This window comes from Mucilaginibacter sp. UYP27 (assembly GCF_040547175.1).
Lineage (GTDB): Bacteria > Bacteroidota > Bacteroidia > Sphingobacteriales > Sphingobacteriaceae > Mucilaginibacter.
Genome location: NZ_JBEPPE010000003.1, coordinates 490973 through 517861, shown reverse-complemented (window position 1 = coordinate 517861; position 26889 = coordinate 490973). Strand labels below are relative to the sequence as shown.

Annotated in this window: 24 protein-coding genes; 10 read left to right on the top strand and 14 right to left on the bottom strand. The window is 42.5% G+C overall.

The window, feature by feature from the left end:
• Positions 1–132: 132 nt before the first annotated feature.
• The 3 genes from ABIB39_RS13990 (at position 133) to hemN (ending at position 5242) form a co-directional block, all read left to right on the top strand.
• Entirely contained in the window at positions 133–3321 is a 3189-nt protein-coding gene (locus ABIB39_RS13990) for a chemotaxis protein CheB (RefSeq protein WP_354430780.1), read from the top strand.
• 174 nt (positions 3322–3495) lie between these two features.
• Positions 3496–3858: a Rossmann-fold NAD(P)-binding domain-containing protein gene (locus ABIB39_RS13985; protein ID WP_354430779.1), complete on the top strand. Its 363-nt coding sequence runs from the start codon at positions 3496–3498 to the stop codon at positions 3856–3858.
• Between the two features lie 10 nt (positions 3859–3868).
• Positions 3869–5242 carry an oxygen-independent coproporphyrinogen III oxidase gene (gene hemN / locus ABIB39_RS13980; RefSeq protein ID WP_354430778.1) on the top strand — a complete coding sequence of 458 codons (1374 nt, stop codon included), beginning with the start codon at positions 3869–3871 and terminating at the stop codon, positions 5240–5242.
• Positions 5243–5297: 55 nt separating this feature from the next.
• Here the strand turns inward: hemN and ABIB39_RS13975 are convergent, their stop codons facing one another.
• On the bottom strand, positions 5298–5894 hold the full coding sequence (locus ABIB39_RS13975) for a zinc-binding dehydrogenase (protein ID WP_354430809.1): 597 nt from the start codon (positions 5892–5894) through the stop codon (positions 5298–5300).
• A 27-nt stretch (positions 5895–5921) separates the two neighbouring features.
• On the opposite strand from ABIB39_RS13975, the gene ABIB39_RS23300 reads away from it, so the two are divergent.
• Positions 5922–6059, top strand: a complete 138-nt coding sequence (locus tag ABIB39_RS23300; RefSeq protein ID WP_502916202.1) for a hypothetical protein — start codon at positions 5922–5924, stop codon at positions 6057–6059.
• On the opposite strand, the gene ABIB39_RS13970 is transcribed toward ABIB39_RS23300, so the two are convergent.
• From ABIB39_RS13970 to ABIB39_RS13920, 11 genes are all read right to left on the bottom strand, one after another.
• Positions 6060–6335, bottom strand: a complete 276-nt coding sequence (locus tag ABIB39_RS13970; protein ID WP_502916203.1) for an alcohol dehydrogenase catalytic domain-containing protein — start codon at positions 6333–6335, stop codon at positions 6060–6062.
• 17 nt (positions 6336–6352) lie between these two features.
• Positions 6353–6700 carry a hypothetical protein gene (locus tag ABIB39_RS13965; RefSeq protein ID WP_354430777.1) on the bottom strand — a complete coding sequence of 116 codons (348 nt, stop codon included), beginning with the start codon at positions 6698–6700 and terminating at the stop codon, positions 6353–6355.
• Positions 6701–6785: 85 nt separating this feature from the next.
• On the bottom strand, positions 6786–7523 hold the full coding sequence (locus ABIB39_RS13960) for a YoaK family protein (protein WP_354430776.1): 738 nt from the start codon (positions 7521–7523) through the stop codon (positions 6786–6788).
• Between the two features lie 9 nt (positions 7524–7532).
• Complete coding sequence (locus tag ABIB39_RS13955) at positions 7533–8222, bottom strand: sulfite exporter TauE/SafE family protein (RefSeq protein WP_354430775.1); 690 nt, start codon at positions 8220–8222, stop codon at positions 7533–7535.
• Positions 8219–8641 carry a FixH family protein gene (locus ABIB39_RS13950; RefSeq protein WP_354430774.1) on the bottom strand — a complete coding sequence of 141 codons (423 nt, stop codon included), beginning with the start codon at positions 8639–8641 and terminating at the stop codon, positions 8219–8221. Before ABIB39_RS13950 ends, ABIB39_RS13955 begins: the two co-directional genes overlap by 4 nt.
• A gap of 4 nt (positions 8642–8645) precedes the next feature.
• Positions 8646–10019: a cytochrome c oxidase accessory protein CcoG gene (ccoG, locus tag ABIB39_RS13945; RefSeq protein WP_354430773.1), complete on the bottom strand. Its 1374-nt coding sequence runs from the start codon at positions 10017–10019 to the stop codon at positions 8646–8648.
• A 1-nt stretch (position 10020) separates the two neighbouring features.
• Positions 10021–10917 carry a cbb3-type cytochrome c oxidase N-terminal domain-containing protein gene (locus tag ABIB39_RS13940; protein ID WP_354430772.1) on the bottom strand — a complete coding sequence of 299 codons (897 nt, stop codon included), beginning with the start codon at positions 10915–10917 and terminating at the stop codon, positions 10021–10023.
• Positions 10914–11105 (bottom strand): hypothetical protein, encoded by a 192-nt coding sequence (locus ABIB39_RS13935; RefSeq protein ID WP_354430771.1) that lies wholly within the window; start codon positions 11103–11105, stop codon positions 10914–10916. The genes ABIB39_RS13940 and ABIB39_RS13935 overlap by 4 nt, the downstream gene beginning before the upstream one ends.
• Positions 11106–11109: 4 nt before the next feature.
• Positions 11110–13239, bottom strand: a complete 2130-nt coding sequence (gene ccoN, locus ABIB39_RS13930) for a cytochrome-c oxidase, cbb3-type subunit I (protein ID WP_354430770.1) — start codon at positions 13237–13239, stop codon at positions 11110–11112.
• An 80-nt stretch (positions 13240–13319) separates the two neighbouring features.
• Positions 13320–13436 carry a cbb3-type cytochrome oxidase assembly protein CcoS gene (gene ccoS / locus ABIB39_RS13925; protein WP_354430808.1) on the bottom strand — a complete coding sequence of 39 codons (117 nt, stop codon included), beginning with the start codon at positions 13434–13436 and terminating at the stop codon, positions 13320–13322.
• A gap of 41 nt (positions 13437–13477) precedes the next feature.
• On the bottom strand, positions 13478–15868 hold the full coding sequence (locus ABIB39_RS13920) for a heavy metal translocating P-type ATPase (RefSeq protein ID WP_354430769.1): 2391 nt from the start codon (positions 15866–15868) through the stop codon (positions 13478–13480).
• Positions 15869–16028: 160 nt separating this feature from the next.
• Here ABIB39_RS13920 and ABIB39_RS13915 point away from each other — a divergent pair, with 160 nt between their 5' ends.
• A complete protein-coding gene (locus ABIB39_RS13915) occupies positions 16029–17810 on the top strand; it encodes a hypothetical protein (RefSeq protein WP_354430768.1) in 1782 nt (593 codons plus the stop codon).
• Between the two features lie 140 nt (positions 17811–17950).
• On the opposite strand, the gene ABIB39_RS13910 is transcribed toward ABIB39_RS13915, so the two are convergent.
• Positions 17951–18694, bottom strand: coding sequence for an SDR family oxidoreductase (locus tag ABIB39_RS13910; RefSeq protein ID WP_354430767.1), 744 nt, complete (start codon positions 18692–18694; stop codon positions 17951–17953).
• A 103-nt stretch (positions 18695–18797) separates the two neighbouring features.
• Here ABIB39_RS13910 and ABIB39_RS13905 point away from each other — a divergent pair, with 103 nt between their 5' ends.
• Positions 18798–19148: a winged helix-turn-helix transcriptional regulator gene (locus tag ABIB39_RS13905; protein WP_354430766.1), complete on the top strand. Its 351-nt coding sequence runs from the start codon at positions 18798–18800 to the stop codon at positions 19146–19148.
• Positions 19149–19160: 12 nt separating this feature from the next.
• Here ABIB39_RS13905 and ABIB39_RS13900 read toward each other — a convergent pair whose 3' ends face one another.
• Positions 19161–19481: a hypothetical protein gene (locus ABIB39_RS13900; RefSeq protein ID WP_354430765.1), complete on the bottom strand. Its 321-nt coding sequence runs from the start codon at positions 19479–19481 to the stop codon at positions 19161–19163.
• A gap of 234 nt (positions 19482–19715) precedes the next feature.
• On the opposite strand from ABIB39_RS13900, the gene efp reads away from it, so the two are divergent.
• The 4 genes from efp to ABIB39_RS13880 all read left to right on the top strand — a co-directional run bounded on the left by efp (position 19716) and on the right by ABIB39_RS13880 (position 26880).
• Entirely contained in the window at positions 19716–20276 is a 561-nt protein-coding gene (efp, locus tag ABIB39_RS13895) for an elongation factor P (protein WP_354430764.1), read from the top strand.
• A 209-nt stretch (positions 20277–20485) separates the two neighbouring features.
• Positions 20486–22135, top strand: coding sequence for a SusR family glycan utilization regulator (gene susR, locus ABIB39_RS13890; protein ID WP_354430763.1), 1650 nt, complete (start codon positions 20486–20488; stop codon positions 22133–22135).
• A 305-nt stretch (positions 22136–22440) separates the two neighbouring features.
• On the top strand, positions 22441–25392 hold the full coding sequence (locus tag ABIB39_RS13885; protein WP_354430762.1) for a SusC/RagA family TonB-linked outer membrane protein: 2952 nt from the start codon (positions 22441–22443) through the stop codon (positions 25390–25392).
• A gap of 6 nt (positions 25393–25398) precedes the next feature.
• Positions 25399–26880, top strand: coding sequence for a RagB/SusD family nutrient uptake outer membrane protein (locus tag ABIB39_RS13880; protein WP_354430761.1), 1482 nt, complete (start codon positions 25399–25401; stop codon positions 26878–26880).
• The last annotated feature ends 9 nt before the right edge of the window (positions 26881–26889 follow it).

Below are 26889 nucleotides of genomic sequence, written 5' to 3'. Positions count from 1 at the left end.
CCAAAGACATTAATTAAATGTTAAACAATTGATAAAAAAGATATTACTGGGTAATAGTCGTACATTTGGTATGCCCCTTTCCCGTTTGTCAGGATCAATATTGCTTTTTTAAACATTAATTAATCCTTTACCATGCAGAAAATCATTCCTCATCACATCATTGCTATCGGCGCATCTGCAGGGGGAATGGAAGAAATAAATTCATTTTTTGATCATACCCCTTTAGATGGGGTGTCCTATGTCATTATCCAGCACCTGTCGGCTGATTTCAAAAGCCGGATGGTGGAACTCTTGGGTAAACATAGTAAACTGGCCGTTTCAGAAGCGGTAGATGGCTCGGAGTTAAAAAGTAATCAGGTGTACTTAATTCCTAATGATAAGTTTATGACCATATCTGGCGGTCGTTTACGCCTGAGCGACAAGTCTAAAGTTACAGGCCCGCATTTGACGATCAACGCATTTTTCAACTCACTGGCCGAAGATTGCGGCAATAAGGCTATTGGTATTGTGCTATCCGGCTTAGGAGCTGACGGTACTGAAGGTGTAAAGAACATCAAAAAAGCCGGTGGGATGGTCATCGCCCGGAATCCGGAAACGTCAGAGTTCAACAGTATGCCTTCACACGCGATCGCAACGGGCCTGGTGGATTTTATATTGGAGCCGGCCGCAATGCCGGACGCGATAGAAGACTATGTAAAGGAGGGATTGACCATACTTACAGAACATCCGCACGATGAGAAAAACATTAAGGAGATCGTTGAATTGATTAAAGAACGGTCGCCGCTTGATTTTTCTGATTATAAATTGCCCACCATACTCAGACGGACCAAACGGCGGGCGAACCAGGGGAACTTTTTATCTCTGGAAAAATACCTGTCCTTTTTAAAGTCGAATACGGAAGAAGTTGAGGCGCTCGCCAAGGATTTCCTAATTAGCGTAACCTCGTTTTTTAGGGATCAAGAAGCCTTTGGTTTAATTCAAAAGAAGGTATTGCCCGTCATTTTGGAAAATGTTACACCTGGCGAGGAGCTCAAAATGTGGGTAGCTGGCTGTGCCACTGGTGAAGAGGCATATTCGATGGCTATTTTGGTTGCTGAACAACTCATTGGCAAGTATAAAAACTTGGTTGTTAAGATCTTTGCGACCGATATTGACAGTGTGGCTATGGATTATGCCGGTAAAGGCATATACAACATTGATATCGCCAAAAACGTGTCGGAGGATCGGCTGGAAAAATATTTTATAAAAGAAGGAGATTGCTATCGGGTGAAGAAGGAAATACGAAATATGGTCATTTTCGCCCAGCACGATCTGGTAAAAAATCCGCCTTATTGCAATATGAACTTTATCAGCTGCCGCAACCTGCTAATTTACATGACCACGGTGTTGCAGAAAAAGATTTTTTCCATGATGCTTTTCGGGCTAAAGATGAATGGTTATTTATTTCTCGGTTCCAGTGAAAACCCGATGCCGATTATTAAAAACCTGGAAGTAGTCAATAAGAAATGGAAGATATATAAGAATTTAAAAGCAGGACGTGAAGTTAGCTTTGACGCTTTTACGCTGCCGGAATTGCTGGATATTAAGCGCACACCCGCAATTCGGCGAGAGGAGAATAACCTTAGCGTGAGCAACATGGTGTCTGAGGCAATGAATACCCAATTATCTGCGCAGCAGGATTATCTCGCCGTGTGTATTGATGATAATAATTCTGTGGTAAAATCATACGGTAATACTAAATACCTGCTCAAACAGAATTTTAATTTAAACCTTTCGGAACAGTTACCCAAACCGCTCGCTGTCGCTTTCAGCACACTGAAGCGAAAAGTTGATCAAACAGGTGAAACATCCAAATTGAACGGGATAAAGATCAAGCACGAAGGTAGGGTGATTGCGGTCAGCTTGGTAATTAGTCAGCTTAAAGTTAATAAAAACGAACAGAAATTGTTAATGGTAACTATTTGCAAAGATGCTCCGCAAGAGGCCGATTTAGCAAACGAGTCCGTTTTTGACGAAAAAATATACCATGATCAATATACCTTGAACCTGGAAGAAGAGTTGAAGGAATTGCAGGTTAAGCTGCATTCGGCTTACGAAAGGTTAGATGCCTCGAATGAAAATATGCAGTCGTTCAATGAAGAACTGATCTCAGCTAACGAGGAAATGCAAAGCACGAACGAGGAAATGCAGTCGGTGAATGAGGAATTGCACACTATCAATGCAGATTACCAGCTAAAAAACAAGGAATTGCTGGAGATGAATGATGATTTGAACAACTATTTCCGGAGTAATGTTAACGGACAGTTATTTATTAATAATGACTTGCTGTTAATGAAATTTTCACCGGGAGCGGTCAAACAGATCAATTTATTGGAAACAGATATTGGCCGCCCGCTGAGTAATATATCTACCAATATTAAATTTGAGACTATTATTGAAGATATTAAAGTGGTTTTGGCAGACGGCAATGTTATTACTAAGGAAATTGAAACCAATAATGGCAAATGGTACCAGATCATGACCATGCCGTATGTTCAGTTGGTTGATGAAAAAAGGAACGGGGCTATAGTTACTTTTAATGATATAACGGAACTGAAAGCCACCCAGGTGGAGCTTGACCGTAAAAACAAAAGTCTTGAGCGTATTAATGGCGATCTTGATAACTTTGTCCAAACGGCCTCTCACGATTTGCTGGCGCCATTGGCTAATATCGAAACAAGTATCGGGGTGATGAACCTGATCAAAATAACAGATCCGGGGTTATCAAAATTCATTACCATCATTAACTCTTCTGTGAAGAAATTCCGTACACTTATTAATGATATTTCTGTAATTGCCAGGATAGAAGGGGATATGCTCACTATGGAAATGGTGGACATTGAGGAAATTATTGCCAATATTGAATGGAGCCTGGAAGGCAGGATCAAACAAACTGGCACAGTTATTACCAAAAACCTGGAGGTTAAACAAGTTTTGTTCTCTAAAAAGAACCTGCGAAGTATCCTTTTTAATTTGGTAGCCAACGCTATCAAATTTACGAACGTAAACAGCCCTCTGATCCATATCGAGAGCACAAAGAATACCGATAATATCAATATTTCCGTCAATGATAAGGGTATTGGGATAGCCGGAAATCAAGTGGATGTCATTTTCAGCATGTACGGAAGGTTAAATAAGGAGTTGGAGGGACAGGGCATTGGATTATATCTGGCCAAAAAAATTATTGACGCGGCTAATGGCAATATGACTGTAGAAAGTCAAATAGGAAAAGGAAGTACCTTTAATATCTTATTGCCATTACCGATAATGATAGCTGAATGATAGGTAATTGTTCCGTCTCCCTAAGGCCACGGCGGGAGGCATGAATACCTGTTCGGTAACTTTTTGCGTTCATACGGAAAACAAAAAACTGATAAGAATCATTTTTTTGGCTGACTAACAACATAATGTACCCCCAGTATTAACTGTAAATTTGAAATAGTTAAATACAGTTTAATGAAAGCGGTCGCTTATAGTATAAAACCATTTGAGAAAGAGTACCTGGCTAAAGCCAACTTCAAAAGGCACGATATAACCTTTATTTCAAACGCACTTACCCGTGAAGCGGCAGTTTATGCTGATGGAAAGGACGCAGTAATCGTTTTTACCAATGATGATGTTTGTGCGGAGGTTATAAAAGAACCAGCTGCTTCCGGTATAAAGTATATTGTTACGCGATCTACCGGTGCCGATCATATTAATAAAGCTGCCACAGCTAAATTTAGGATCAAATTGTCCAATGGTCCGTCTTATTCACTACAGGCCATAGGTAAAGCTTGCGTTTGCCAAAAAGATTGCAAAGCTATTTACCAAGCATAATTAATTCGCCATGTCATTTCCTGAAAATTCTGACCTTGCGGCAAAGTACAATGTAGCCTTGCCACGTTATACCAGTTACCCAACTATGCCTTATTGGGATGTTACCGCTTTTAATGGTGATGACTGGAAACTGTCGGCAACGCGGAGTTACGAAGAAAGCAATAGCACAGAAGGGATCAGTCTGTATATCCATCTGCCGTTTTGTGAAAATTTGTGCACTTACTGTGGCTGCAACACGCGGATCACCAAAAATCACGCGGTTGAGCAACCTTATATAAATGGCCTGATATTAGAATGGACGATGTACCGTAACATGTTCGGTACAAAACCTTTAATAAAGGAAATTCACCTGGGCGGGGGCACACCTACCTTTTTTAGCGCCGGGCACTTAAAAATTTTACTGGATGCTATTCTATTGAATACGGAAATCCATCCGGATGCTCATTTCAGTTTCGAAGCTCACCCGGCAAACACCAGCAAAGCACATTTACATACATTGTACGATCTTGGGTTTCGCAGGCTGAGTTTAGGGATCCAGGATTTTGACCCGGATGTTCAGCGGATCATCAACCGGGAGCAGAGCTTTGAACAGGTGCAGGAGATTACTTTAACTGCGCGGGGCATCGGTTATACATCAATTAATTTCGACCTGATATACGGCTTGCCGCTGCAAACTAAAGCCGGACTTTCCAAAACTATTAAACTGGTATCGCAATTGATGCCAGACAGGATCGCATTTTATAGTTATGCCCATGTGCCCTGGTTAAAACCAGGCCAGCGAAGTTTTACGGAACAGCACCTGCCGGATGCGGCCGCAAAAAAGGCGTTACACCAAACCGGGCGCGATCTGCTGAATAACTTTGGATACCTGGAGGTGGGTATGGATCATTTTGCCCTCCCGGGCGACGAATTACTTACAGCAATGAATAAAGGTGTGCTTTACCGCAACTTTATGGGTTATACAGATCAGCACACCCAACTATTGATCGGCCTCGGGGTATCCGCTATAAGCGATTCCGGATATGCTTTTGCACAAAATGTAAAGAATGTGGAAGAATACCTGCTGCTTGTTGCAGACGGCGAATTACCTGTATTTAAAGGGCATTTGCTTACTAATGAAGACCTTGTTATTCGCAAACACATCAACAATATAATGTGCCAAGGCAAAACCTCATGGAATCATCACCTCGAACCCTGCCTATCTCTGTTTTCCGGTTTAGAGCGTTTGCAGCCTTTGGCAGATGATGGAATTATAGAATTATGTTCCATCGGATTAAAAGTTACGCCCTTAGGCAATGGCTTTTTACGAAACATCTGCATGGCGCTTGATGCCAGGCTTTGGGCAGATAAACCGGGCACACAATTATTTAGCATGGCCATATAACGGAAAAGGAGAACCTCGTTCAAGCTCTCCTTTTCTATTATATAGAATTGTAATATTAATTAGATTTGGCTATTTCCAGTACTACGCGGCCTTCTATTTCTCCTTTTTTCATCTCATCAAATACCGAATTGATGTCTTCCAGTTTGGCGGTATGCACGGTAGCCTTAACTTTCCCTTCCAATGCAAAACCAATAGCTTCCTGCATATCCTTCCGGGTGCCTACTATGGATCCGCGAACGGTATAACGATTGATCACCGTATCGAAAATAGGCAAGTCGAAACTTCCCTTTGGCAAGCCATTTAAAGCAATAGTGCCCGTACGCCTTAGTGCTGAGAGCCCCTGTTTAAAAGCAATTGGCGAAACAGCTGTTACCAGCACACCATGCATGCCGCCGGTTTCTTTTTTAAGATATTCACCGGGGTCTTGTTCCATTGCATTAACGGTCAGGTCGGCACCCAGGCTTTTAGCCAGGTGTAATTTGTCGTCTGCAATATCGATTGCCGCCACGTGTAAGCCCATAGCCTTGGCGTACTGCACAGCCAGATGCCCCAAACCGCCAATTCCCGATATTGCTATCCATTCGCCCGGCTTGGCCTCAGTTTCCTTGATCCCTTTATAGACAGTGACACCAGCGCAAATTATCGGCGCCATTTCGGTAAAGTTAATTTTGGCAGGAAAATGCGCCACGTACCTCGAATCGGCAATAACATATTCGGCAAAGCCACCATCAACGCTGTAGCCACCGTTCTGCTGGGTGTCGCAAAGGGTTTCCCAACCGGTAATGCAAAATTCGCAGCAGCCGCAAGCGCTAAATAGCTAGGGTACGCCTACAATATCGCCCTCTTTTACGTTTTTAACGCCGCGGCCTAATGCCACCACATAACCCAATGCTTCATGCCCGGGTATCAGCGGTAGTTTTGGTTTGGCGGGCCAGTCGCCCTGGCAGGCATGCAGGTCAGTATGGCAAACGCCGCAGGCGATCACTTTTACCACTATTTGATTTTCGCGCGGTTCTTTCACCGGCATTTCTTCTATTTGTAAGGCTTGTCCAAATTCACGGATCACAGCGGCCTTCATTGTTTTGGGAAGCATATATTTTAGATTGGAGTTTATACGATAAAGAAAATAAGCATAGCCAAATGGATGATTACGCTTGCGGCGAAAAAGTTTAACAATGTCCTGATACCTGATCCGCCCATGCCAGCTATAATGTTTCCGAAGAACAGGGCCATGGTTACGGCAAGTACCGCTAAAGGCGCATTGAAATAATATATTAAAACCGCCGGGATAGGCAGTAATAGAACGCCCTGCAGCATTAGCGACACCAGGAACCACATCGTTTTATTTGGTGCCTGACTATCGGCTAATGTCAGCCAGCTTTTCCACAAAGCAGTTGTGCTAACAGGAGTTGCGGTTGGTGCTGACCAGTTGAGTGTGTGAAATTTATAGGTTGTCATGGTGTGTTTATTTAATACTTCAAATATGGACTGGCAACTGCTTTTTTACCATGACCGCCATCGCTACAGGATATAACCTTGATCACTATTCAAATTCTTTGTAATTACTAAATTGCCTGTAATACTTTTTAATAGTAATCCTAAATACATCATACATTAATGTAGAACAAAGCAATATCACCGGAATGAAAAAGGAATAGAATTTTAGTGATCGGAATAAATAGGCTCCTGATAAGGCACCGCCCATAAAAAAGAAAATAATAACGAGGCGTAACTTTATGCGAGATATTAAAACCGTACGATCACTTTTAATCTTTTGAGATAGTTGGGCCAGCTCAATTCCAAGGTCTGTAAATGTTCCGGTGAGATGGGTTGTTCGAACCACAGATCCGGATACCATCGAGACAAGCGAGTTTTGAAGGCCCATTGCGAATAATAAACCTCCGGCAAAAAGTTCTTTTGCATCCAGGCTATAGTCATAATGGTAACCCATCAGCGTAACTGATAGTAGAATTGCGATTTCAATAAGGATGGGCAAAACGTAGGAAAAACGCTGATTTCGCCCTATTCGAAATACAATCAATCCGGATAAAAACGCGCCGGCAAAAAAGAGAAACATCCATAAAGCCACAGCTCGCGCAGCTTTCCAGTCTTGCAAAGCTATGCTTTCGGCAAACAAGGCAGCGTGCCCGGTTACATTTGTAGTTAGTACATTGAATCCTAAAAACCCGGCTGCATTCACAAAACCAGCGGTTAAACCAAGTAGAGAAGCAAGTTTAACGTTGTGACTGTAAGTTCGTTTCGTGCCGGTATGACGTAACATATCAAGATTTTAATGGCAGATACTTACTCCCGAGGACCTGATCCTGGGACTGAGATAGGGAATGTCAAGATCCATCCCCCGGAACAAAAACCAAATGCCAAGACAAACCATTATATAAGGCATCATTTGGTTAATGCGCCTGCGAAGACCAATGCCAACGAGCCCGGAACTTACGGTAGCCAACAACATCAAAGGAAAGGTACCCATGCCAAACCAAAACATATATTGCGCAGCAGCCGGAGCAGAAAGTGTATTAACGGCGCCAATGAGAGCGATGTATACAAAACCGCAAGGCAAAAAACCATTCAGTACACCTACTATTAGGTGGCCCGCTTTATGTTTAAGCGCATAAGACAAAAGTTTGTTTACAGGAGATAAATACTTAGATAGGAAGGTACCCTGCCCGAAACGTATTTTAAGCAGACGCAATAAACCCGCCAAAATTATAAGCGCACCGCTGAATAAGCTAACGCCTTGCTGGAAGCCTGCCAGCCAAATTTGCTTGCCTAACAGGCCGATCAGAAAGCCTAAAAAAGAATAGGTAATAATACGGCCGATATTATATAACACTTTATCGCTCACGATTAGCCACCACTTAGTTTGGAAGGATGGGATAGCCAGTGCCAGTGGTCCGCACATACCTATACAGTGCACGCTACCAAACAAGCCAATAAAAAAAGCGACGCTATTCGGGTTCATTTGAGGTCGATATTTTGCTGGTATAAATACGCTTTATGGTTACTTTTCCAATTTAGCACAACTTGCCAGCGGCCGATAGCCATGGATGCAGCAGGTACAGCAATGTCTTTTCCGGCCGTACTGTCCAGTTGAATTGTTTTATCTAACGCCTCATTTGCAGGACGTACAAATTTGATGGTGCCTGCAGCGGGTTTACTAAACAGGATCCTGATCGTTTTTCCAGAAACGGTGATTACCGGCCGGGCGTTATCGGTTTGTACCTGTTGTTCCTTTTTAAAGTCTTTATCAAAGTTCAAACCCTTTTCGTAGTACTGGTGGTCATAGCCATCTTCCGGAGCCATAAACATATAAACGCACATACTTAATATAAAGAGCATGAATAACACCATTCCCCCAATTATTCCTTTTCCCCAATTCATATTTTTAATCGTTTACAGGCCCTACAAAGGCAGTTTTTACTGTTTGTATAACCTTATGATTTTGTAAAAGCTGTAAGTTAACGGTCGTTTTTGCCTGATGGATCCGGCTTGCCGGAATGAGTAAAAAGAAAACTGTTTTTACAGACGTTCCTCCGTTAATTGTACCTGGTGCCTGGATGTATTTAACCTTTACAGCCGGGTCAACCGGCTGTAAAATTATTTCTGTCGCGTTTTTTGTTTTGTTAATGATCTCGGCGTTGTAGATATTACTGATATAGCCACCGGGTTGTTCCTGGTAAAGCATGCCTGCTCCGCGCATTACAGTCATATTTAAATCGCTGCGGCTAAAGATGAAGTAGCACAGTACAGTCATCATGATAACAATTACGGCGGTGTATGCTTTCATCTTGGTGGTAAAAGTGGGCTTCACCTGATTTTGGATCATGTTTTCAGAAAAAAAGCCAACGAGATTTAAGGGCTTTTTTATTTTGATCATCACCTCATTACAAACATCAATGCAAGCCGTGCAGTTAATACATTCCATCTGTGTGCCATTACGAATGTCTATACCTGTTGGGCAAACGGCTACGCATAAACCACAGTCTACGCAATCACCTTTTACTGAGATTGCCTCAGGGTTTTTAGATAGCTTACCCCGGGGCTCCCCACGCTTATCATCGTATGCCACCACCAGTGTGTCGCGGTCAAGCAGCACGCCTTGCAGCCTGCCATAGGGGCAAATCACTGTACAAACTAATTCCCGCACCTGGCTGTAAATCAGGTAAAATATAATGGTAAATACCCATATACTAATGAAGCCTACTGGGTGGCTGGTAACCGGTTCGGTAATTATTTTAAGCAAACTATCGCTACCGATAAGGTAAGCTAAGAAAGTATTAGAGATTAGGAACGAAACGAGCAGAAAAAGCAAGTGCTTGGCTGATTTCTTTGTGGCTTTTTTGTTATCCCATGGGCTGGCATCCAGTATCTTACGTTTGCCGGCATCTCCTTCTATCCAGTATTCTATCTTACGGAAAACCATCTCCATAAAAATGGTTTGCGGGCATATCCACCCGCAAAATACCCGCCCAAAAACAATGGTGAATAACACAACACATACAAGGAAAACCAGTGTGGCCAGAACAAACAGGAAAATATCCTGCGGCCAGAAAACCTGGCCAAGTATCACAAACTGCCGGTCCATAAAATTTAATAGCAGCAAAGGTTGCCCGTTTACCCGTATAAAAGGCCCGGCGAAGAAGAAAATGAGGTAGCCATAACTTACCCAACTGCGCCATTTATATAAAGGCCCTTTACGCAGCAGCGGGTACATCCACTTCCGTTCGTTTGTTTCCTTTCCGGCCAGTAATGCGTCCATGTTATTTGTTTAAGGCTATTTTTTCACCGGCATCTTCTTTTGTGCCTTGTGGTTCTTTAGCACCCGCAGGGTTGGTGCCGTGTAGGGTTTTTATATAACTGGATACGTCTGCTATTTGCTTTGGCGACAGCTGCTTTTCCCAGGTTGGCATTCCTTTGGCCGATACACCATATTTAATGGTTTTAAACAGATCTCTGATCTTTCCGCCATGCAGCCAATAATCATCCGTTAAATTTGGGCCAACGTTTCCTTCGGCATGTTCACCATGGCATGGTTTGCAATTTTGAATAAATATCACTTGCCCGGCTTTCAATCGTTCAGGGTCATTCTCCAATTTTACTGTATTCTCATCTACCTGGTTTGCCGCTTTGCTCAGGTACAATTTTTTTGCCACGTCTGCCTGGGCCATTTCGGTTTTATATTCTTCATATTGCAGTTGCCCAAAATTGAATACGTGATAATTAAGCAGATACCCGACGCCGAAAATTATTGTTGCATAAAATAAGTACATAAACCAGCCCGGAATGGGGTTATCTAATTCCTGGATGCCATCATAATCGTGTGCTATCAGTAAGTCTTTTTCTTCAGCCATTGGCCTTAGCGACAGTAATTTATTCCAGGCCTCGCCTTTTGGTTTCTTCTCTTTTTTGGCAGGATACATTTCGGCCTTTATCTGCTCGTTCGTATACCCCTGTGCTTTTAGCGCGACCTTTGTCATTACGGTAAATGTTCGTAACAACATTAGCATTGCTAAAAGGACAACGATCAAAACGGTCATAAATGCCCCATATCCTATATAGTTCTGTATATCGCCGGATATCATACTGTCATCTGCAGCGCTGGCGCCAACGGAGGTTCCCAATAATAGGACCGATAAAATGATACGGAACGCTCTCATAATTCATTTTCATTAAGCGTTTCTTCATTGCCGTCGTGCAGCGGCATGTCACTCATATTGATTACATGGTTCTTATTCATTTTGATGAGCATAATAGTGACTACGACAAAAAAGACGAAGAATATAGCCAGCGAAAAAAGCAGGTAACTCTGGTTAGCGGTGATGTTTTCTGTAAATTGTCTAAACATGAATCTAATATTTGGTGCCGGATTTATTAGCTTTTATATCTACGCCTAACCTTTGGAGGTAAGCTATTATGGCAATAATCTCTTTGTCGCTCTTTACCTTAATGTGGTCTTTTGCCAGGTCGTCCGAAATGGCTTTTGCCTGCTTGTGCAAATCCCGGTTTGCAGTTTTGTCATAGTCTAAAGCATATGGAACCCCAAGGCTACGCATTGCATTTATCTTCGCTGCGGTGGTGGTGGTGTCCAATTTCTGAGAGATGAGCCAATCGTAATTAGGCATGATACTACCGGGCGACATCAGCCTCGGATCCATCAGGTGATTATAATGCCAGGCATTACCATATTTTTGGCCTTCCCGTGCTAAATCAGGCCCTGTTCTTTTAGATCCCCATAAAAAAGGGTGGTCATATACAAATTCTCCGGCCTTGCTGTATTCGCCATAACGTTCTGTTTCTGAACGGAATGGCCGCACTGTTTGCGAGTGGCAGTTTACGCAGCCTTCTCTGATATAAATATCGCGCCCTTGCAGCTCCAAAGGAGAATAAGGTTTAACGCTGGCGATGGTTGGGATATTAGATTTGATGGTGAGCGTCGGCATTAGCTCCACAAAAGTTCCAACGAGAATAACCAGCAGCGCAATGATCATCATCTTTATAGGTTTACGCTCGAGCGCGCGGTGCCAGGTGCTTTCTTTTACCACTGTATTTGCCGGCGCAAGTGGCATTGCCTGTGCCGCCTCATTGGCAACCAAACTTCCCTGCAGCATGGTGCGGGCCAGATTGTAAGCCATTACAATCACACCCAGCAGGTACATAGCGCCACCTGCAGAACGCATCATATGCATGGGCAGAATCTGTAAAGTTGTTTCTAAAAAGTTTGGGTATTTCAGCATCCCCTCGGGTGTAAATTCTTTCAGCATCAGGCTTTGGGTGAACCCTGCCCAGTACATCGGGATGGCGTAGAACAAGATTCCCAAGGTGCCGATCCAGAAGTGGAAGGCAGAGAGTTTTTTGGAGAAAAGTTCTGTTTTATAAATTCGCGGTATAACCCAGTATAGGATAGCGAAGGTTAAGAAACCGTTCCAGCCCAGCGCGCCAACGTGCACATGGGCAATTATCCAGTCGCTGAAATGGGCAAACCCGTTCACTTGTTTTAATGAAAGCATAGGGCCTTCAAAAGTAGCCATGCCGTAGGCGGTTAAACCCACCACCATAAATTTCAAAACCACATCATCACGCACCTTATCCCAGGCTCCGCGAAGCGTCAGCAGGCCGTTGATCATCCCTCCCCAGCTTGGCGCTATCAGCATAATAGAGAATGCTATACCCAATGATTGTGCCCATCCCGGTAGTGTGGTATATAGTAAATGGTGCGGCCCTGCCCAGATATAAATAAAGATAAGCGCCCAAAAATGCAGTATGCTCAACTTGTAAGAATAGATTGGCCGGTTAGCCATTTTGGGTAGGAAATAGTACATCATGCCCAGGTAGGGGGTAGTAAGAAAAAAGGCTACAGCATTGTGCCCGTACCACCATTGTACCAGTGCGTCTTGTACGCCTGCATAAACATAATAGCTTTTCCAGGCCGATACCGGTAGCTCAACAGAATTGACAATATGCAGAACGGCTATGGTGACAAAGGTTGCAATGTAAAACCAGATGGCTACGTACAAATGCCTCTCGCGCCTTTTAATTATGGTGCCAAACATATTGATCCCGAATACAACCCAGATGAGCGTAATTGCAATATCTATCGGCCATTCAAGTTCCGCGTATTCGTGAGATGTGGTTAACCCCAAGGGTAAAGTAATTACAGCGGATACGATAATGAGCTGCCAGCCCCAGAAATGGATTTTGCTTAACCAGTCGCTAAACATTCTTGCTTTTAAAAGCCGTTGCAGCGAGTAATAAACGCCCATGAATATGGCGTTGCCAACGAAAGCGAAGATCACCGCGTTGGTATGCAATGGGCGGATGCGACCATAAGTGGTGTACTGGTTATTCATGTTCATGCCGGGGGCATAAAGCTGTATGGCAACGATGAGGCCGACCGTCATGCCGATGATTCCCCAGATAACAGTAGCTATACCAAAATTGCGGACGATCTTATTATCGTAGTAAAATTTATCGGGCTGCATATGTGTTTAATAATGTTGTAAAATTAAATAGAGATGAACCGAGCAGGAATGACGGGTGTTAGATCTGAAAATGATGGCGGTCACTTTTTAACCGGCGTTTCCGGTTCGTCTTCCAGAAGTATCCGTATAGCAGGGGTGCACAGGTCGTCGTTTTGCCCGCTCTTTTGCGCCCAAAAAAACGCGGCTAAAAAAAGCATGGCGAGCAATATGCTGCAACCAATAAGGAAATAAATAATATTCATATTAAATTCCGCCAACGTGCGGCAACGCGAGTAGCTAAACTTGTAAAAGAAATGATGGTTACGGTGCTTAAAGGCATTAATATTGCTGCCATAAGGGGCGAAAGCCTACCGGTGACGGCGTAGGTAAGCCCGATAATATTATAAGTAAGGGAGATTAAAAACGAAAAGCGAATAATATTAACGGTGTTTTTTGAAAACCGCAAAAAATCCGGGAGTTTGCTAAAAGAACGCCCGTCCATAATAGCATCACTGCCCGGGGTGAAATTATTTACATCGTCAGTAACAGCGATGCCAAGGTCGCTTTGTTTTAATGCGCCGGCATCGTTAAGTCCGTCGCCCAACATCATTACCTGCTTGCCTTGTTGCTGTAGTGACTGCACAAAATCCAGCTTGCGTTGCGGTGACTGATTGAAATGCATACCATTTGGTGATGTAAAGTATTGCAGCAGCTCATCGCGCTCATGATCCTGATCGCCTGACAATAAAAAGGTTTTGTAGTATGATTCCAGGCCATTTAAATTATTCATGCCCTCCCGGTGCCGGTGAGAGAACTCAAAATAACCGAGCAGTTCATCATCTATCACCAGGTACACCTTACTGGCATAATTCACATTTTTTTTATAACCAAGTGCCAGCTTAGAATTACCCACCCTTAGTTTATGGCCGCTTATGGTAGCTAATATGCCCAGATTCGGTATCTCCGCGTAATGCTCAAAAGAAAGCCGGTGTTGATTGCCCAGGTATTGACAGATCATACGGCTTAGCGGGTGTGTAGAATTAATGCACGCACTGTAGATGAGTTGCTGCTGGGCTGCTGATAAAACGCCCTCTAAGATAATTTCGTCACTACTGCCGGTTGTAATAGTGCCGGTTTTATCAAATACGATGGTGTCGATCGCCGCCATCTGTTCTACAACGGTAATGTTCTTCAGATAGAAAAAATTCTTATCGAAAATGGAAAGCGCTGCCGACATGGTAAAAGGGGTACTTAAAGCCAGCGCACAGGGGCAGGCAACAATTAACACGGCGGTAAATGCCGCAAAGCCCCGCCTGATATCTGTAGGAAGCCAAAATATTAGGGAACCAAACGCAATAGTTAACAGCACGATAGTAAAGTATTTGCTTACCTTTTCATTAAAGGTTTGCATCCGGTTATCTTTTTGCCGGGTAAATGCTTCGTTGTTCCAAAGCTGGGTAAGATAACTTTGGTAAACGGGTTTAACTACTTCAAGTTCAATTGCACCACCCGTTTGACGGCCGCCTGCATAAACTATTTCACCAAGCGTTTTCTTCACAGGGATGCTCTCGCCGGTAACGAAACTAAAATCTATCAGCGCTTCCCCCTTTAGCAATATTGAATCCGCCGGGATAATTTCGTTATGCCGTATCAGCATCCTGTGGCCCGTTTGTAATTGTGCCAGGGGTATGGGCTTTTGAATCTCGTTTGCTATGATCTGTACCGCGACAGGGAAAAATGAGCGGTAATCTCTTTCGAAAGAAATGTGATGGTAGGTTTTTTGCTGAACTTTTTTGCCGATTAATAAGAAAAAGACGAGCCCGCAAAGTGTGTCGGCAAAACCCGCATCGGTACGGGTATATACTTCTGTAATTGTACGTATAAATAAAACTGCTATACCCAGAGCCAGCGGGAAATCTATCCCAAAAACCTGTTTCTTTAAATTCTGCCATGCGGCAACAAAATATCCCCGGCCACTATAAAATACCACCGGTATCGAAAACAGAACATTGAGCCATCCAAAAAAAAACTTAAATGTGCTTTCGGTATTGGTAATTCCAAAATATTCGGGGAAACTCAACAGCATTACATTCCCAAAACAAAACCCTGCAACGGCTATTTTTTGTAGCAGGTTATCTTTAGTTGACAGGTTTTGTTTTTTGATGACATCCTGCAGGCTGACGAGCGGCTCATAACCAATGTCATATAAGATCTCCACTATTTGCTGCAAGCTTATTTTTTGATGGTCGAAGCGTATATTGAGCTGTTTTTTTAAAAAGTCGACCCGGCAATAATGAATAGCCGGATTAATTTTGTTCAATTGTTCCAGCAACCAAAGGCATGAACTGCAATGGATATGTGGAATATAAAAAGTGACGATAGTTATCTTGCTATCGGTGTAATCTATTAATTCACTGATAATGTCAGAGGAACTTAAATAATCAAAACGTTTATCTGTACGTGATCGGGTAGCCCCGGGATGGTCGTTATAACTGTAATAATTTCCCATCTTACTTGCCGACAATATCTCGAAAACGGTTTTACAACCGTGGCAGCAAAAGCTTTTTTCTTCAATTACGTATTTTGCTGTCAGGCAATCGTCGCCACAATGATAGCAGGCAGTTTTTTTTAATGTTTTGGTTTGGAGCATCTTTGAAATTATGTTCAAATCTGCACAGATCGTTTTTTTTAAAGAGTGACCACCAATACGCTAAAATGTGACGCTCGTCAATTTTTGCCGTTTTCCTGTGGCTAACTTTGGCGATTGTAAATGCTGTATTTACCTTTTTTAATAAGCATAAAATTCTATCATGAGCCATACTTTCCATATCCCGGTTTTAGGTTTGGGTTTTTCAATTGATACCCCGCTTAAAGTTGCCCGCTACGGCATATCATCTGTTGTATCAATAGTTGATGATGAATTGATAGAACGAATGCGGGAATATCATTCTGCAGAAAATGAAATGCCCTTTTTAAAAATCAACAAAAAAGAACCGGATGCAAGGGCACGAAGGATAACCGCTTACCTGAATTTATTGGATTTGCTGGTTAATAAACAATTTGATTACCTACAAACCCAACCCTTTGAAACGGGTAGTGATATTTGCCGGTATTTTGAACTTTTACCCGATGATTCACAATTAAAGGCAGGTTATGATTTAATGACCGAATATCCTGAAGGTGAAAGCAAAGTGATTTTTCAGCAGATACTTAGAAAGATGATTGTCAAAGGCGCTATAGATGTAAATATTATGTCGAAAGTAGACCGCATGAATTTTAGTGCTAACGGCACGTACCTGGGTGATGAGAATACTGATGCACAAGCTGCCCTGCGGGGTTTTATGAATAGCACTTTGAGTGCATCTGTTATATTATCGGCAGGGATGAATCCCAGATTGTATAGTTATCTGGAAACCTTTGACGCTTTTTTCCCAAAAGCGGACGGGTTTTTTAAAAAGAAAATAATATTAAAGGTTAGCGACTTCAGATCGGCAATGATACAAGCTAAATTTCTGGCAAAAAAGGGACTGTGGGTATCGGAATTCAGGGTAGAATCTGGCCTTAATTGCGGGGGGCATGCATTCGCGACAGAAGGTTTTTTGTTAGGGCCGATATTAGAAGAGTTTAAGCAGAAAAGAGAGTTAATGATTGCAGAGCTTTTTGAGATTTATCACCAGGCGCTTGTCCAAAAAGGTATTACGTGTGCCCGCCCTCCAATACAAAAATTGAGCGTTCAGGGTGGGATAGGTACTGCCGCAGAAAATAAATTTCTTTTTAAAAATTATAGCGTAGATGCCACCGGATGGGGGAGCCCATTCCTTTTAGTGCCCGAAGCCACAAATGTAGATGAGGAGACCTTGATGGAATTATCTGATGCGGCGGAATCTGATTACTACCTTAGTGCATCATCACCTTTAGGTATCTTATTCAATAATTTTAAGCCGGCAAGCAGCGAAACGCAAAGAATTGCGCGTATAGTAGCAGGAAAGCCGGGTAGCCCGTGTACCAAAAAATACCTTTGTACTAATACGGAATTTACCATTCAACCTATTTGCACGGCCTCCCGGGAATATCAGAACCTGAAAATAAACCAATTACAAGCTTCTGGTCTTTATGAAGTTGAATTCAATGAGCAGTGCAGCGCTGTTACAGAAAAGATATGTTTATGCGAAGGCCTGTGTTCATCCGCTTATATCAAATACGATATTGTTAAGCCTAAGGAAAATAGGGCTGTGGCTATTTGCCCGGGGCCAAACCTGGCCTATTTTGACCGAGTATATTCGCTGGACGAAATGGTGAAGCATATTTATGGCAAACTCAATTTGTTAAAAAAGATTAGCCGTCCGCACATGTTTATCAAAGAATTAAATTTATATATTGACTATTTGCAAACGGACATCCAGGCGCAACTTAAGGATCTGACTGACAAAAAAAGAAAGCAATTTGAAAAATTTATAGACCAGCTTCAAAGTGGTATAGATTATTATAAACAAATTTTTACTCAAATGCCGGATCAGGCCTCGACGTTATTTCATGAACTTTATGACGATTTGGCTATTTCGGAAGTAAGACTTCATAAAATCTGTTTTTGAAAACGATCAAATAGTAAACGAATCGGCGTTTAATGGATGCAATACGTCTCACAACTTTGTTGATGATTTGTTACTTGATAATTGTAAACAAAAAAAGCGGCGAATGCCTCTTTCTTTGTTTAATGTAACGGTGTTTCCTATTATTTTAGACCGTAGTTAAGGTAACCGCCATCAGCTATAATCTCTGTCCCAGTAATAAAGCTTGCAGCATCAGATGCCAGGAATAATACTGTGCTTGCTATCTCATCAGCATTGCCTAACCTTTGTAGGGCAGTTGCGGCAGCTAAGTATTCTTTGGCTCCTTCAGGTACGGCGTATTCTAAACCGGGCGTTTGAACCGGGCCGGGGCTAACAATATTTACGCGGATTTTTCTATCTGCCAATTCATTCGCAGCAATTTGGGCAATTTTGTTTAACGCCCCTTTTGTAGCAGAGTACACACTAGCGCCTAAGTTTGAAGCTGTTGCCACTGTAGAGGAAGTAAATATTACACTCGCACCATCTACCAAATAAGGTATTAATTTTTGCAACGTGAAAAAGTGCCCCTTTACGTTGGTATTAAATTGTGCGTCGAAATCTGCTTCTGTTGTTTGTTCAATAGGTGTGAACACCGCAATGCCAGCGTTTAAGAAAAGTACATCCAACTTATTACCGCCTTGTGCAAATGCTTTTTCCAAGATCAGAATATCTTCCAATTTAGAAGTATCGGAAACAACAGTTTTCAAATTTGAGCTGTTTATCTGTTCAGTTGCCTTTTGCAGGTTGTTAGCATTCCTGCCAGTTATCCAAACAGTTGCACCTGCTTTTATAAATGCTTTCGCTGTTGCTAAGCCAATACCTGTTGTGCCGCCTGTTATAACTACATTTTTGTTTGTGAAATTCATCGCTTATTTTAAATTGTTTACGATGCAAATCTAGCTAACATAAATTTATTTTAGTTACTTTGTAACAAAAAGTAACAGTAACGTTTGGGTAACAAAGTAACTTATGGATGAATATATTTGCCAAATAGGGCACAAAAAAGAGATCATGGCTGTACATGATGCAATGGACGTATTGAATGGGAAATGGAAAATTTCTATTATATCGTCTATTTGCTATTATAACAAAAGGAGGTTTTCCGATATTTTGACTGATGTACAAGGCATATCAAACAAAATGTTGAGCAAAGAATTAAAAGAGCTTGAAATGAATAAGCTAATTAACAGAGTTGTTTTAGATACGCATCCGATAACCGTTCAGTATCACTTAACGGAGTATGGTAAAACGTTACAAACCATAATTAACAACCTATCTGAGTGGGGAACGGAACATCGCAAGGTGATCACCGGAAAATAGTTGTCGGCGGTATTAAGATGCCTTAGCCAACACGTACATCGCATTTGCTTGTTTTTCAGATATCGGTGTTGTTTTTATTTTAGCGTCAGCTTTGCTGTATTTAGCTTTTAATTTGCTAAGCATCTCAAAACTAAAGGCATCTGTCAACGGCATATGGTATAATCCAACAGTTTTAGAGTGTAGCACAAGGCTATCCCCACTAACCTTGAGGTTCTCGTGGTTGATGTGAGTTAAGCCGGTTAACTTATCAGTGTCAAAAATTACGAAGGTATCTATCTGCCTGCCTTCACTATCGGTGAAAATAACAGAGGCGTTTTCTTTAAATTGTTTCATTGATATTAGCTATTCCAAAATTGTGCCACAAGATTATTAACCGGGGAAAAAGCCCCAATGCGATGCGTATGTAGTATATTTTAGACGGGAGGCGCATTTTGTGAACAAAGTATTAAACAGCTGAACGGTATTTTACGGTACAAAAAACAGCTATTTTCAAGGGCGAAATTTTTTAGGTGATGATTATCATAACTTAATATATCTTTGGGGCTTAAATTTTACAATAGTATTTACATGGCAAAGGCATCTGAAATTAAAGTAGGAAATATATTACGCTTTAACGGCGAATTGGTAACAGTTACCGAAGTTTTACACCGTACACCGGGCAAAGGCGGTGCGTTTTACCTGGATAAATTCCGCAATATCAAAACCGGTAAAATCGTTGAAGCACGTTTAGCTACTGATGAGCAAGTTGAGATTTGCCGGGTAGAAACCAGCGATTTTCAATACCTGTATGAAGAAGGCGAATCTATGGTGATCATGGATAATGTTACTTATGATCAGCATAACATCCCTAAATCATTATTTGGCCCGGCTGTTAAATTTTTAAAAGAGGGGATGAACGTGATTGTTTCTTTTGAAAGCGAAGAGCCTATTATGGCGCAGGCCCCTAACTTTGTTGAGTTAGAAATTACTTACAGCGAACCTGCCGTTAAAGGCGATACATCATCGGGCGCGTTAAAAGCCGCTACTACCGAAAATGGCGTTGAAGTTAAAGTGCCGTTGTTTGTAAACCAAGGCGATAAAATTAAAGTTGATACCCGCACCGGCGAATATGTTGAACGCGTTAAATAAGCAAACTTATTTTTATACAATAGCAAAGCCTGGAAAATTCTCCGGGCTTTGCTGTTTATAATTGTTGCACGCGAAATACGGCGCATCTTCTCTTTCATCACATAAATTACTTATTTTGCAGTACCAATTATTGTAAAGTTTAGTGAATGAGAACCGGTGCCAGATATAAATTTATACTAAGTTGTTGCAGTATTTTGCTTGTGCTGTTCATGCAGGCAGGAGCGGTGAAGGCTGCAGATAAAATTGATAGCCTGCAAAAGGTGCTTAATACCATCCTCGATAATAAAAAGCAAAACGATCAGGCAAGGTTCGCTGCAATTGACAGGATCAAACTTGAACTTAAGGCAAACTATTCGTCGCTTAACGCGAGGTATGGGTACTACCAGAAACTTTTTGACGCCTATAAATCTTTCGTGCACGATTCTGCTTATGTGTATAGCAAAAAGCTGAACGCTTGTGCCTACCAACTTAAAGACCAAAACAAGATAAATTACGCCAAGGTTGATATGGGTTTTGTGCTGGTATCTGCCGGGATGTTTAAAGAGGGGCTTGATACCCTGAGCAAGGTAAATACCCGTTACTTGAATGATCAGCAGAAATTTCAATACTTGTTTTTACAGGCACGCAGCCATTTTGATATTGGCGATTTTGATAAGATAGACGATTATTACTACCATTACAGCGCTATAGGCCTCAAATATTGCGATTCGATATTAAACGCACACAAGCCGGATACCTATGAGTACTTGTCGGCAGCCGGGCTAAAAGCCTTACGCAGTGCAGATTATAAAGCAGCTTTGGCGCCTTACCTGGCTATTATGAAATTACCGCAAACCTATCAGGATAGCGCGGTTAACCTCAGTTGCCTTAGCTATATCTACTTTGTAAATAAGAATAATGATATGGGGATGCAGCATTTGTTTCAGGCAGCCATCATCGATAACGTACACTCCACTAAAGAATCGGTAGCGCTTACAAATTTAGCAACAAGATTGTATGAGCAAGGTGACACAAAAAATGCATTCCTCTACATTCACAACGCTATAAGTGATGCTACCTTTTACGGCGCCCGCCATCGCGAAGCACAAATAAGCAGCATATTGCCCATTATCGAAAACGAAAAGATAAATGGAATAGAGAAGCAGAAGCGGTCGCTGATGATGTATGCGTCCATCATTACTTTGTTGATTGTGGTGGTTATCATCTTCTCGGTAATTACATCGCGCCAGTTAAAGAAACTACGTATTGCAGACGAGATCATTGTAAAAAAGAACAACGACCTTAATACCGCAAACGAATCGTTAACGAAAGTTAACGTTACGCTGGATAAAGCCAACCGCTCGCTTACGCATATTAATATAAAGCTGGATGAGGCTAACATGATCAAGGATGAATACATCGGCAACTTCTTCAACATTCACTCAGATTATATCGAGAAGATAGACAGACTGAAACGCTCGATAGAGAAGATAGTGAAAGAGAAGCGCTACGACGAAGTGCAATTGGTGCTGAACCGCCTTAATACTAACTTTGAGCGCGAGAACCTTTCGCATAGCTTTGATAAAGTATTCCTGAACATCTTCCCCAACTTTGTAGAAGATTTTAATCTGCTATTTGATGCCGACCATCAAACGCACCTTGCCGAAGGGCACCTGCTGAATAACGAGTTACGCATCTTCGCGCTAATAAGGTTAGGGATAGATGAGAACGAAACTATCGCCAAGATCCTTAACTATTCCGTTAATACCATTTACACTTACAAAACCAAAGTAAAGAACCGGTCCTTTGTGTCTAACGATCTTTTTGAAGAAAAGGTGATGAGCATTAAAGCGGTTAAAGATCTGCCGGTAACAATTTAATTTTTTGTTTTGTTCACAAACCCGGTGTTATTGGCAGCAATATGCTCTATTTTTTCCCGAAAATTCTGGTGTATAGTGTGCTAAAGACGGTCTATATTGATATTGGATTCGTAATAATCTATACAAACCCTTAGATGACAGTCGTATAAATTATTGATTATCAATTATTTATTATATTAAGCCGCTTGGTTTTTTTAATATTGGTTTCCATACATATTGTATGTGCAGGTAAAGCTCTTTTACTTTGATACTGTTGCCGCTCTCAAAACGGCAGCCCAATTATTAAACCAATTAAACCGTTTTAAATGAAACACATTTCCTTATTCAAGTACGGCTTGACCGTGCTTTTCTTTCTTTGTGCTACCCTTACTTTTGCGCAAAATGCACCCTTCAAGGGTAAAGTGGTTGATGAGAACAACCAGCCTTTACCGGGGGCAGTTGTGCGCGTAAAGGGTACTGAAATTGCTACCGCTACAGATGTAAACGGTGCTTTTGAAGTAAAGAGCGCGCAGCAGGCCATTGTGGTAAGTGTAACCTTTGTTGGTTATGACGTAACCGAAAAAACAATGGTTGCCAATACGCCGCTCACCATCCAGATGGCGCAAAATTCGAAATCACTGTCCGAAGTAGTAGTTGTGGGTTATGGTACAAGCCGTAAGTCGGACATTACCGGAGCAGTATCTAACATTGCCGCTAAGGACTTAAACCCCGGCCCAATTACCAACCCGTTGCAACAGCTGGCCGGTAAAGCTGCCGGCGTTAATATTTCGCAGGTAGGTAGCGAGCCGGGTGTATCGCCAAGTGTGCGGATCCGTGGTATTACATCGCTACAGGGCGGTAACGACCCACTGGTTGTTGTTGACGGGATACAGGGTAACCTTGATCTGTTAAACCAGGTACCGCCAAGCGAGATAGCATCAGTAGACATCCTAAAAGATGCATCTGCAACGGCCATTTACGGTTCGCGTGGTGCGCCGGGTGTTATATTGGTTACTACCAAAAAAGGTATAGCGGGCAAAACCAGTGTGGAAATTACCGAGAATACCTCGTTAGATGTAATTGCTAAAAAGCTGAACTTTTTAGACGCCGCCGGTTGGTCAGCGCAAGCTGCTGCACAAGGTGTAGATGCATCTGCCAACCACGGCTCAAATACCGATTGGTATAACATCCTTACCCAAAACGGTGTTACGCAAAACCATACGCTGGCATTTGGCGGTGGCGCTAACGATTTTAATTACCGTGCGTCGGTAACCGCTATAGATCAAACGGGTATTGTTATCAACTCGGGCTACAAAAAATATATAGGCCGTATCATAGCAACCCAAAAAGCGTTAGATAACAGGTTAACGCTTACCATGAACCTGAACAGCGGTATTAACAAGACTACTTACAGCCCAACCGGGGTGGGTAATGTCGCGTTCAATTCAAACCTCATAAGCAAGGCATACGTAGCAAGGCCAACAGACCCTGTATTAAACGCCGATGGTACTTTTTACCGCGACCCTAACGTGTTCCAGTACACCAACCCATATGCGGTTGCTACTACCATCAAAAACGATAATAATATCAATAACCTTTTTGGAAGCTTAAGCGCTAACCTGGAACTTTATAAAGGTTTGTCGGCAGGATGGTTCGGCAGTTGGAGAAAGGTAGATGAAAACTCGGGCTATTACGCGCCGGTTTCATCAACCATACAATCGGCCATTGATTTTAAAGGTGTTGCCAATGTTAACAACAAGCATACCGATGAGAAGTTAATGGATATCAACCTGACGTACAAACATGATTTAGGCTTGCATCATATTGATGCAACTGCAGTTTATGAATGGCAAGCCCAGACATACAATGGTAATTTTGCCCAGGCCAAAGGCTTTATTAATGATATTGCCACCTACAACGCGTTGCAGTTAGGCGATATTTCAAAAGCTACCGTTGGTGATATTTCATCATACAAAAATCAAAGAAGATTAGTGTCGTTTTTAGGCAGGTTAAACTATTCCTACAACAACAAATACCTGTTAACCGCAAGCTTTAGGCGCGATGGTTCAACCGTATTTGGTGTGAATAACAAATGGGCCAACTTCCCGTCGGCATCACTTGCATGGCGCATAGATCAGGAAGATTTTATGAAGGATCAAAACCTGGTAAGCTCATTGAAGCTGCGTGGCGGTTATGGTGTAACAGGTAATCAGCAAGGTATTACTCCTTACAACTCTATCCCGTTGGTGGGCCAGGCAGGTTCGGTTTATTTTGGAGGTGCCATTATCCCTAACTATGCGGCCACCCAAAACTCAAACCCTAACTTACGTTGGGAAACAGTTAAGCAAACCAACTTAGGTTTAGATTTTTCGATGTTTAACGATAGGCTTAGCGGTAGCGTAGATGCTTATTCGTCACGGACAGATAACCTTTTGTTTAACTACACCGTGCCACTTGTTGGGCCGTTTTTAACAGGTAATATACTTGCAAACGTGGGTAGTTTAAAAAAGCAGGGTTTAGAGCTTGCTTTAAGTTACGCGGTAATACGTAACAGCAATATGACCTTAACCCTTGCAGGGAACGGGTCTATTATGAAGAATAAAGTGGTAAGCCTTGGTGGTAACATCCAGGGGTACGATATCCCTACCAACTACGTTGCCTGGGGTGCCAATGCCTACCTGATACAGGGTAAGCCGATTGGTACTTACCTGATCTTGCAACACGACGGCAAAAATGCTAACAATGCCGAAACCGTGGTAGATCAAAACAAGGACGGCAAGTTTGATACCAGCGTTCAAAGCCCGGATAGGATAGAGGAAGGCCAGGCTTTGCCTACATACACTTACGCCTTTACCCCAAGCTTTAGCTATAAAAACTTTGATGCATCAATGGTTTGGCGCGGATCGGGTGGTAATAAGATCTACAACAGCATCAGGCAAAAATTTAGCTTGTTAGAAAACCTGGGTAAATCAAACCTGCTGCAAAGCTCGGTACCACTGGGCATCGCTTCTACAGAATATGGATCGGACCTTTGGTTAGAGAACGGCTCTTATTTAAGATGGGAAAACCTATCTTTTGGCTACCGTATAAACGTGAAGGCCAAATACATCAGTGCGTTCCGTGTATCGTTAACCGGCCAAAACCTTGCCTTAATTACCGGCTACAGCGGTTTAGATCCCGAATTGGATGCAAGCGGCGGTAGTTCATCAGGTGTAGATAATGGGATCTACCCACGTACCCGTACTTTTTCTGTAGGCTTAAATGTTGTTTTAAAATAACCAATCATGAAAAAAATATTAATAGTTACCGCAATTATTGGCCTGGTTACCCAGAGTTGTACCAAGGTTAACGAGAACGTTTACGATAAATACAGCACTAACGAATTTTACGCGTCGCCGGCGGGTGCCGATGTTGCTTTGGCAAACGTTTACAGCAAGGTAACAGGCAGCTGGGGCAGCAACTATGCAGGCCGCGATAACTGCTGGTACGATCTTAACTCATACTCGAGCGACGAGCAGGTGATACCTCACCGCAACACCGGCGACTGGCAGCTTGATTTCGCGCAACTTTATACCCGTACCGCACAAACAAACCTTAGTATCATAAACAATACCTGGAACTGGATCTACTCGTCTGTTTACAGTGCTAACCTTGCTGTAACCCAACTTACCGCAGCAAAGGCCGACCCGGCCAAAATTGCCGAAGCAAAGGTGATAAGGGCATGGCTATATTATTTGGCTATAGATGATTTTGGCGATGTGCCGTTCTATACCGATAACAATACCGATGTATCCAAAATACCGCAGGCAAAACGTGCCGAAGTTTTCACCTTTATTGAGAAAGAATTAAAGGAAAACGTAGACCTGTTATCTGAAACACGTGGTACACAGTACTATGGCCGTTTTAACAAATGGGCAGGCTACACTGTATTGGCCAAGCTTTACATGAATGCGGAGGTTTATACTGGTACGCCGCGTTGGGCCGATGCACTTGCAGTTTGTAATAAAGTAGCAACAGGTGGCTTTACCTTACACAGTGGCGCGTTAAACGCAAGCAGCCCGTTGGGTTCGCAATACTTTGAATTGTTTGGAGATGTGTGCCCTAATGATGAAACCATCCTGGCGTTATTCATAACCGAAAACGTTATTAGTGGTAATATTATAGGTATCCGCAGCTTAAACAGCGCCAATGGCACAGCTTTAATTGGCTTTGCCGGTTGGAATGGTACTGTTATCCCATCAGAATTTTACGATAAGTTTGATGATAAAGACGTACGTAAAAAGCAATTCCTTGTTGGCGCGCAGGCGGGCAGTGTAACTTACACCAAAGATGTATCATCACTCATCGACCCCGGTGCAGCACCCGATGATGGCATCAGGGATGTTAAGTTTTTCCCGGCTGCACCTGTTGATGCCAGTGGCGCTTCAAACGATTTCCCGGTTTACAGGTTTGCCGATATTTTGCTGATGCAGGCAGAATGTAATGTGCGTTTAGGCAACCCCGGTGCAGCTGCACCGTTCATAAACCAGATCCGCACACGTGCGGGGTTGGGCACCATTGCCAGCCCAACGCTTGATAACATTTACGACGAGCGTGGCTTTGAGCTAAACATGGAAGGCCACCGCAGGCAGGATATGATCCGTTTTGGCAAGTTTACTTTAGCGCATGGTTTCGTACCAACAACACCTGCCTACAAGCAAATATTCCCTATTCCTACAGGCGCGCTTGATGCAAACCCTACATTAAAACAAAATCCCGGTTATTAATCAAAAAAC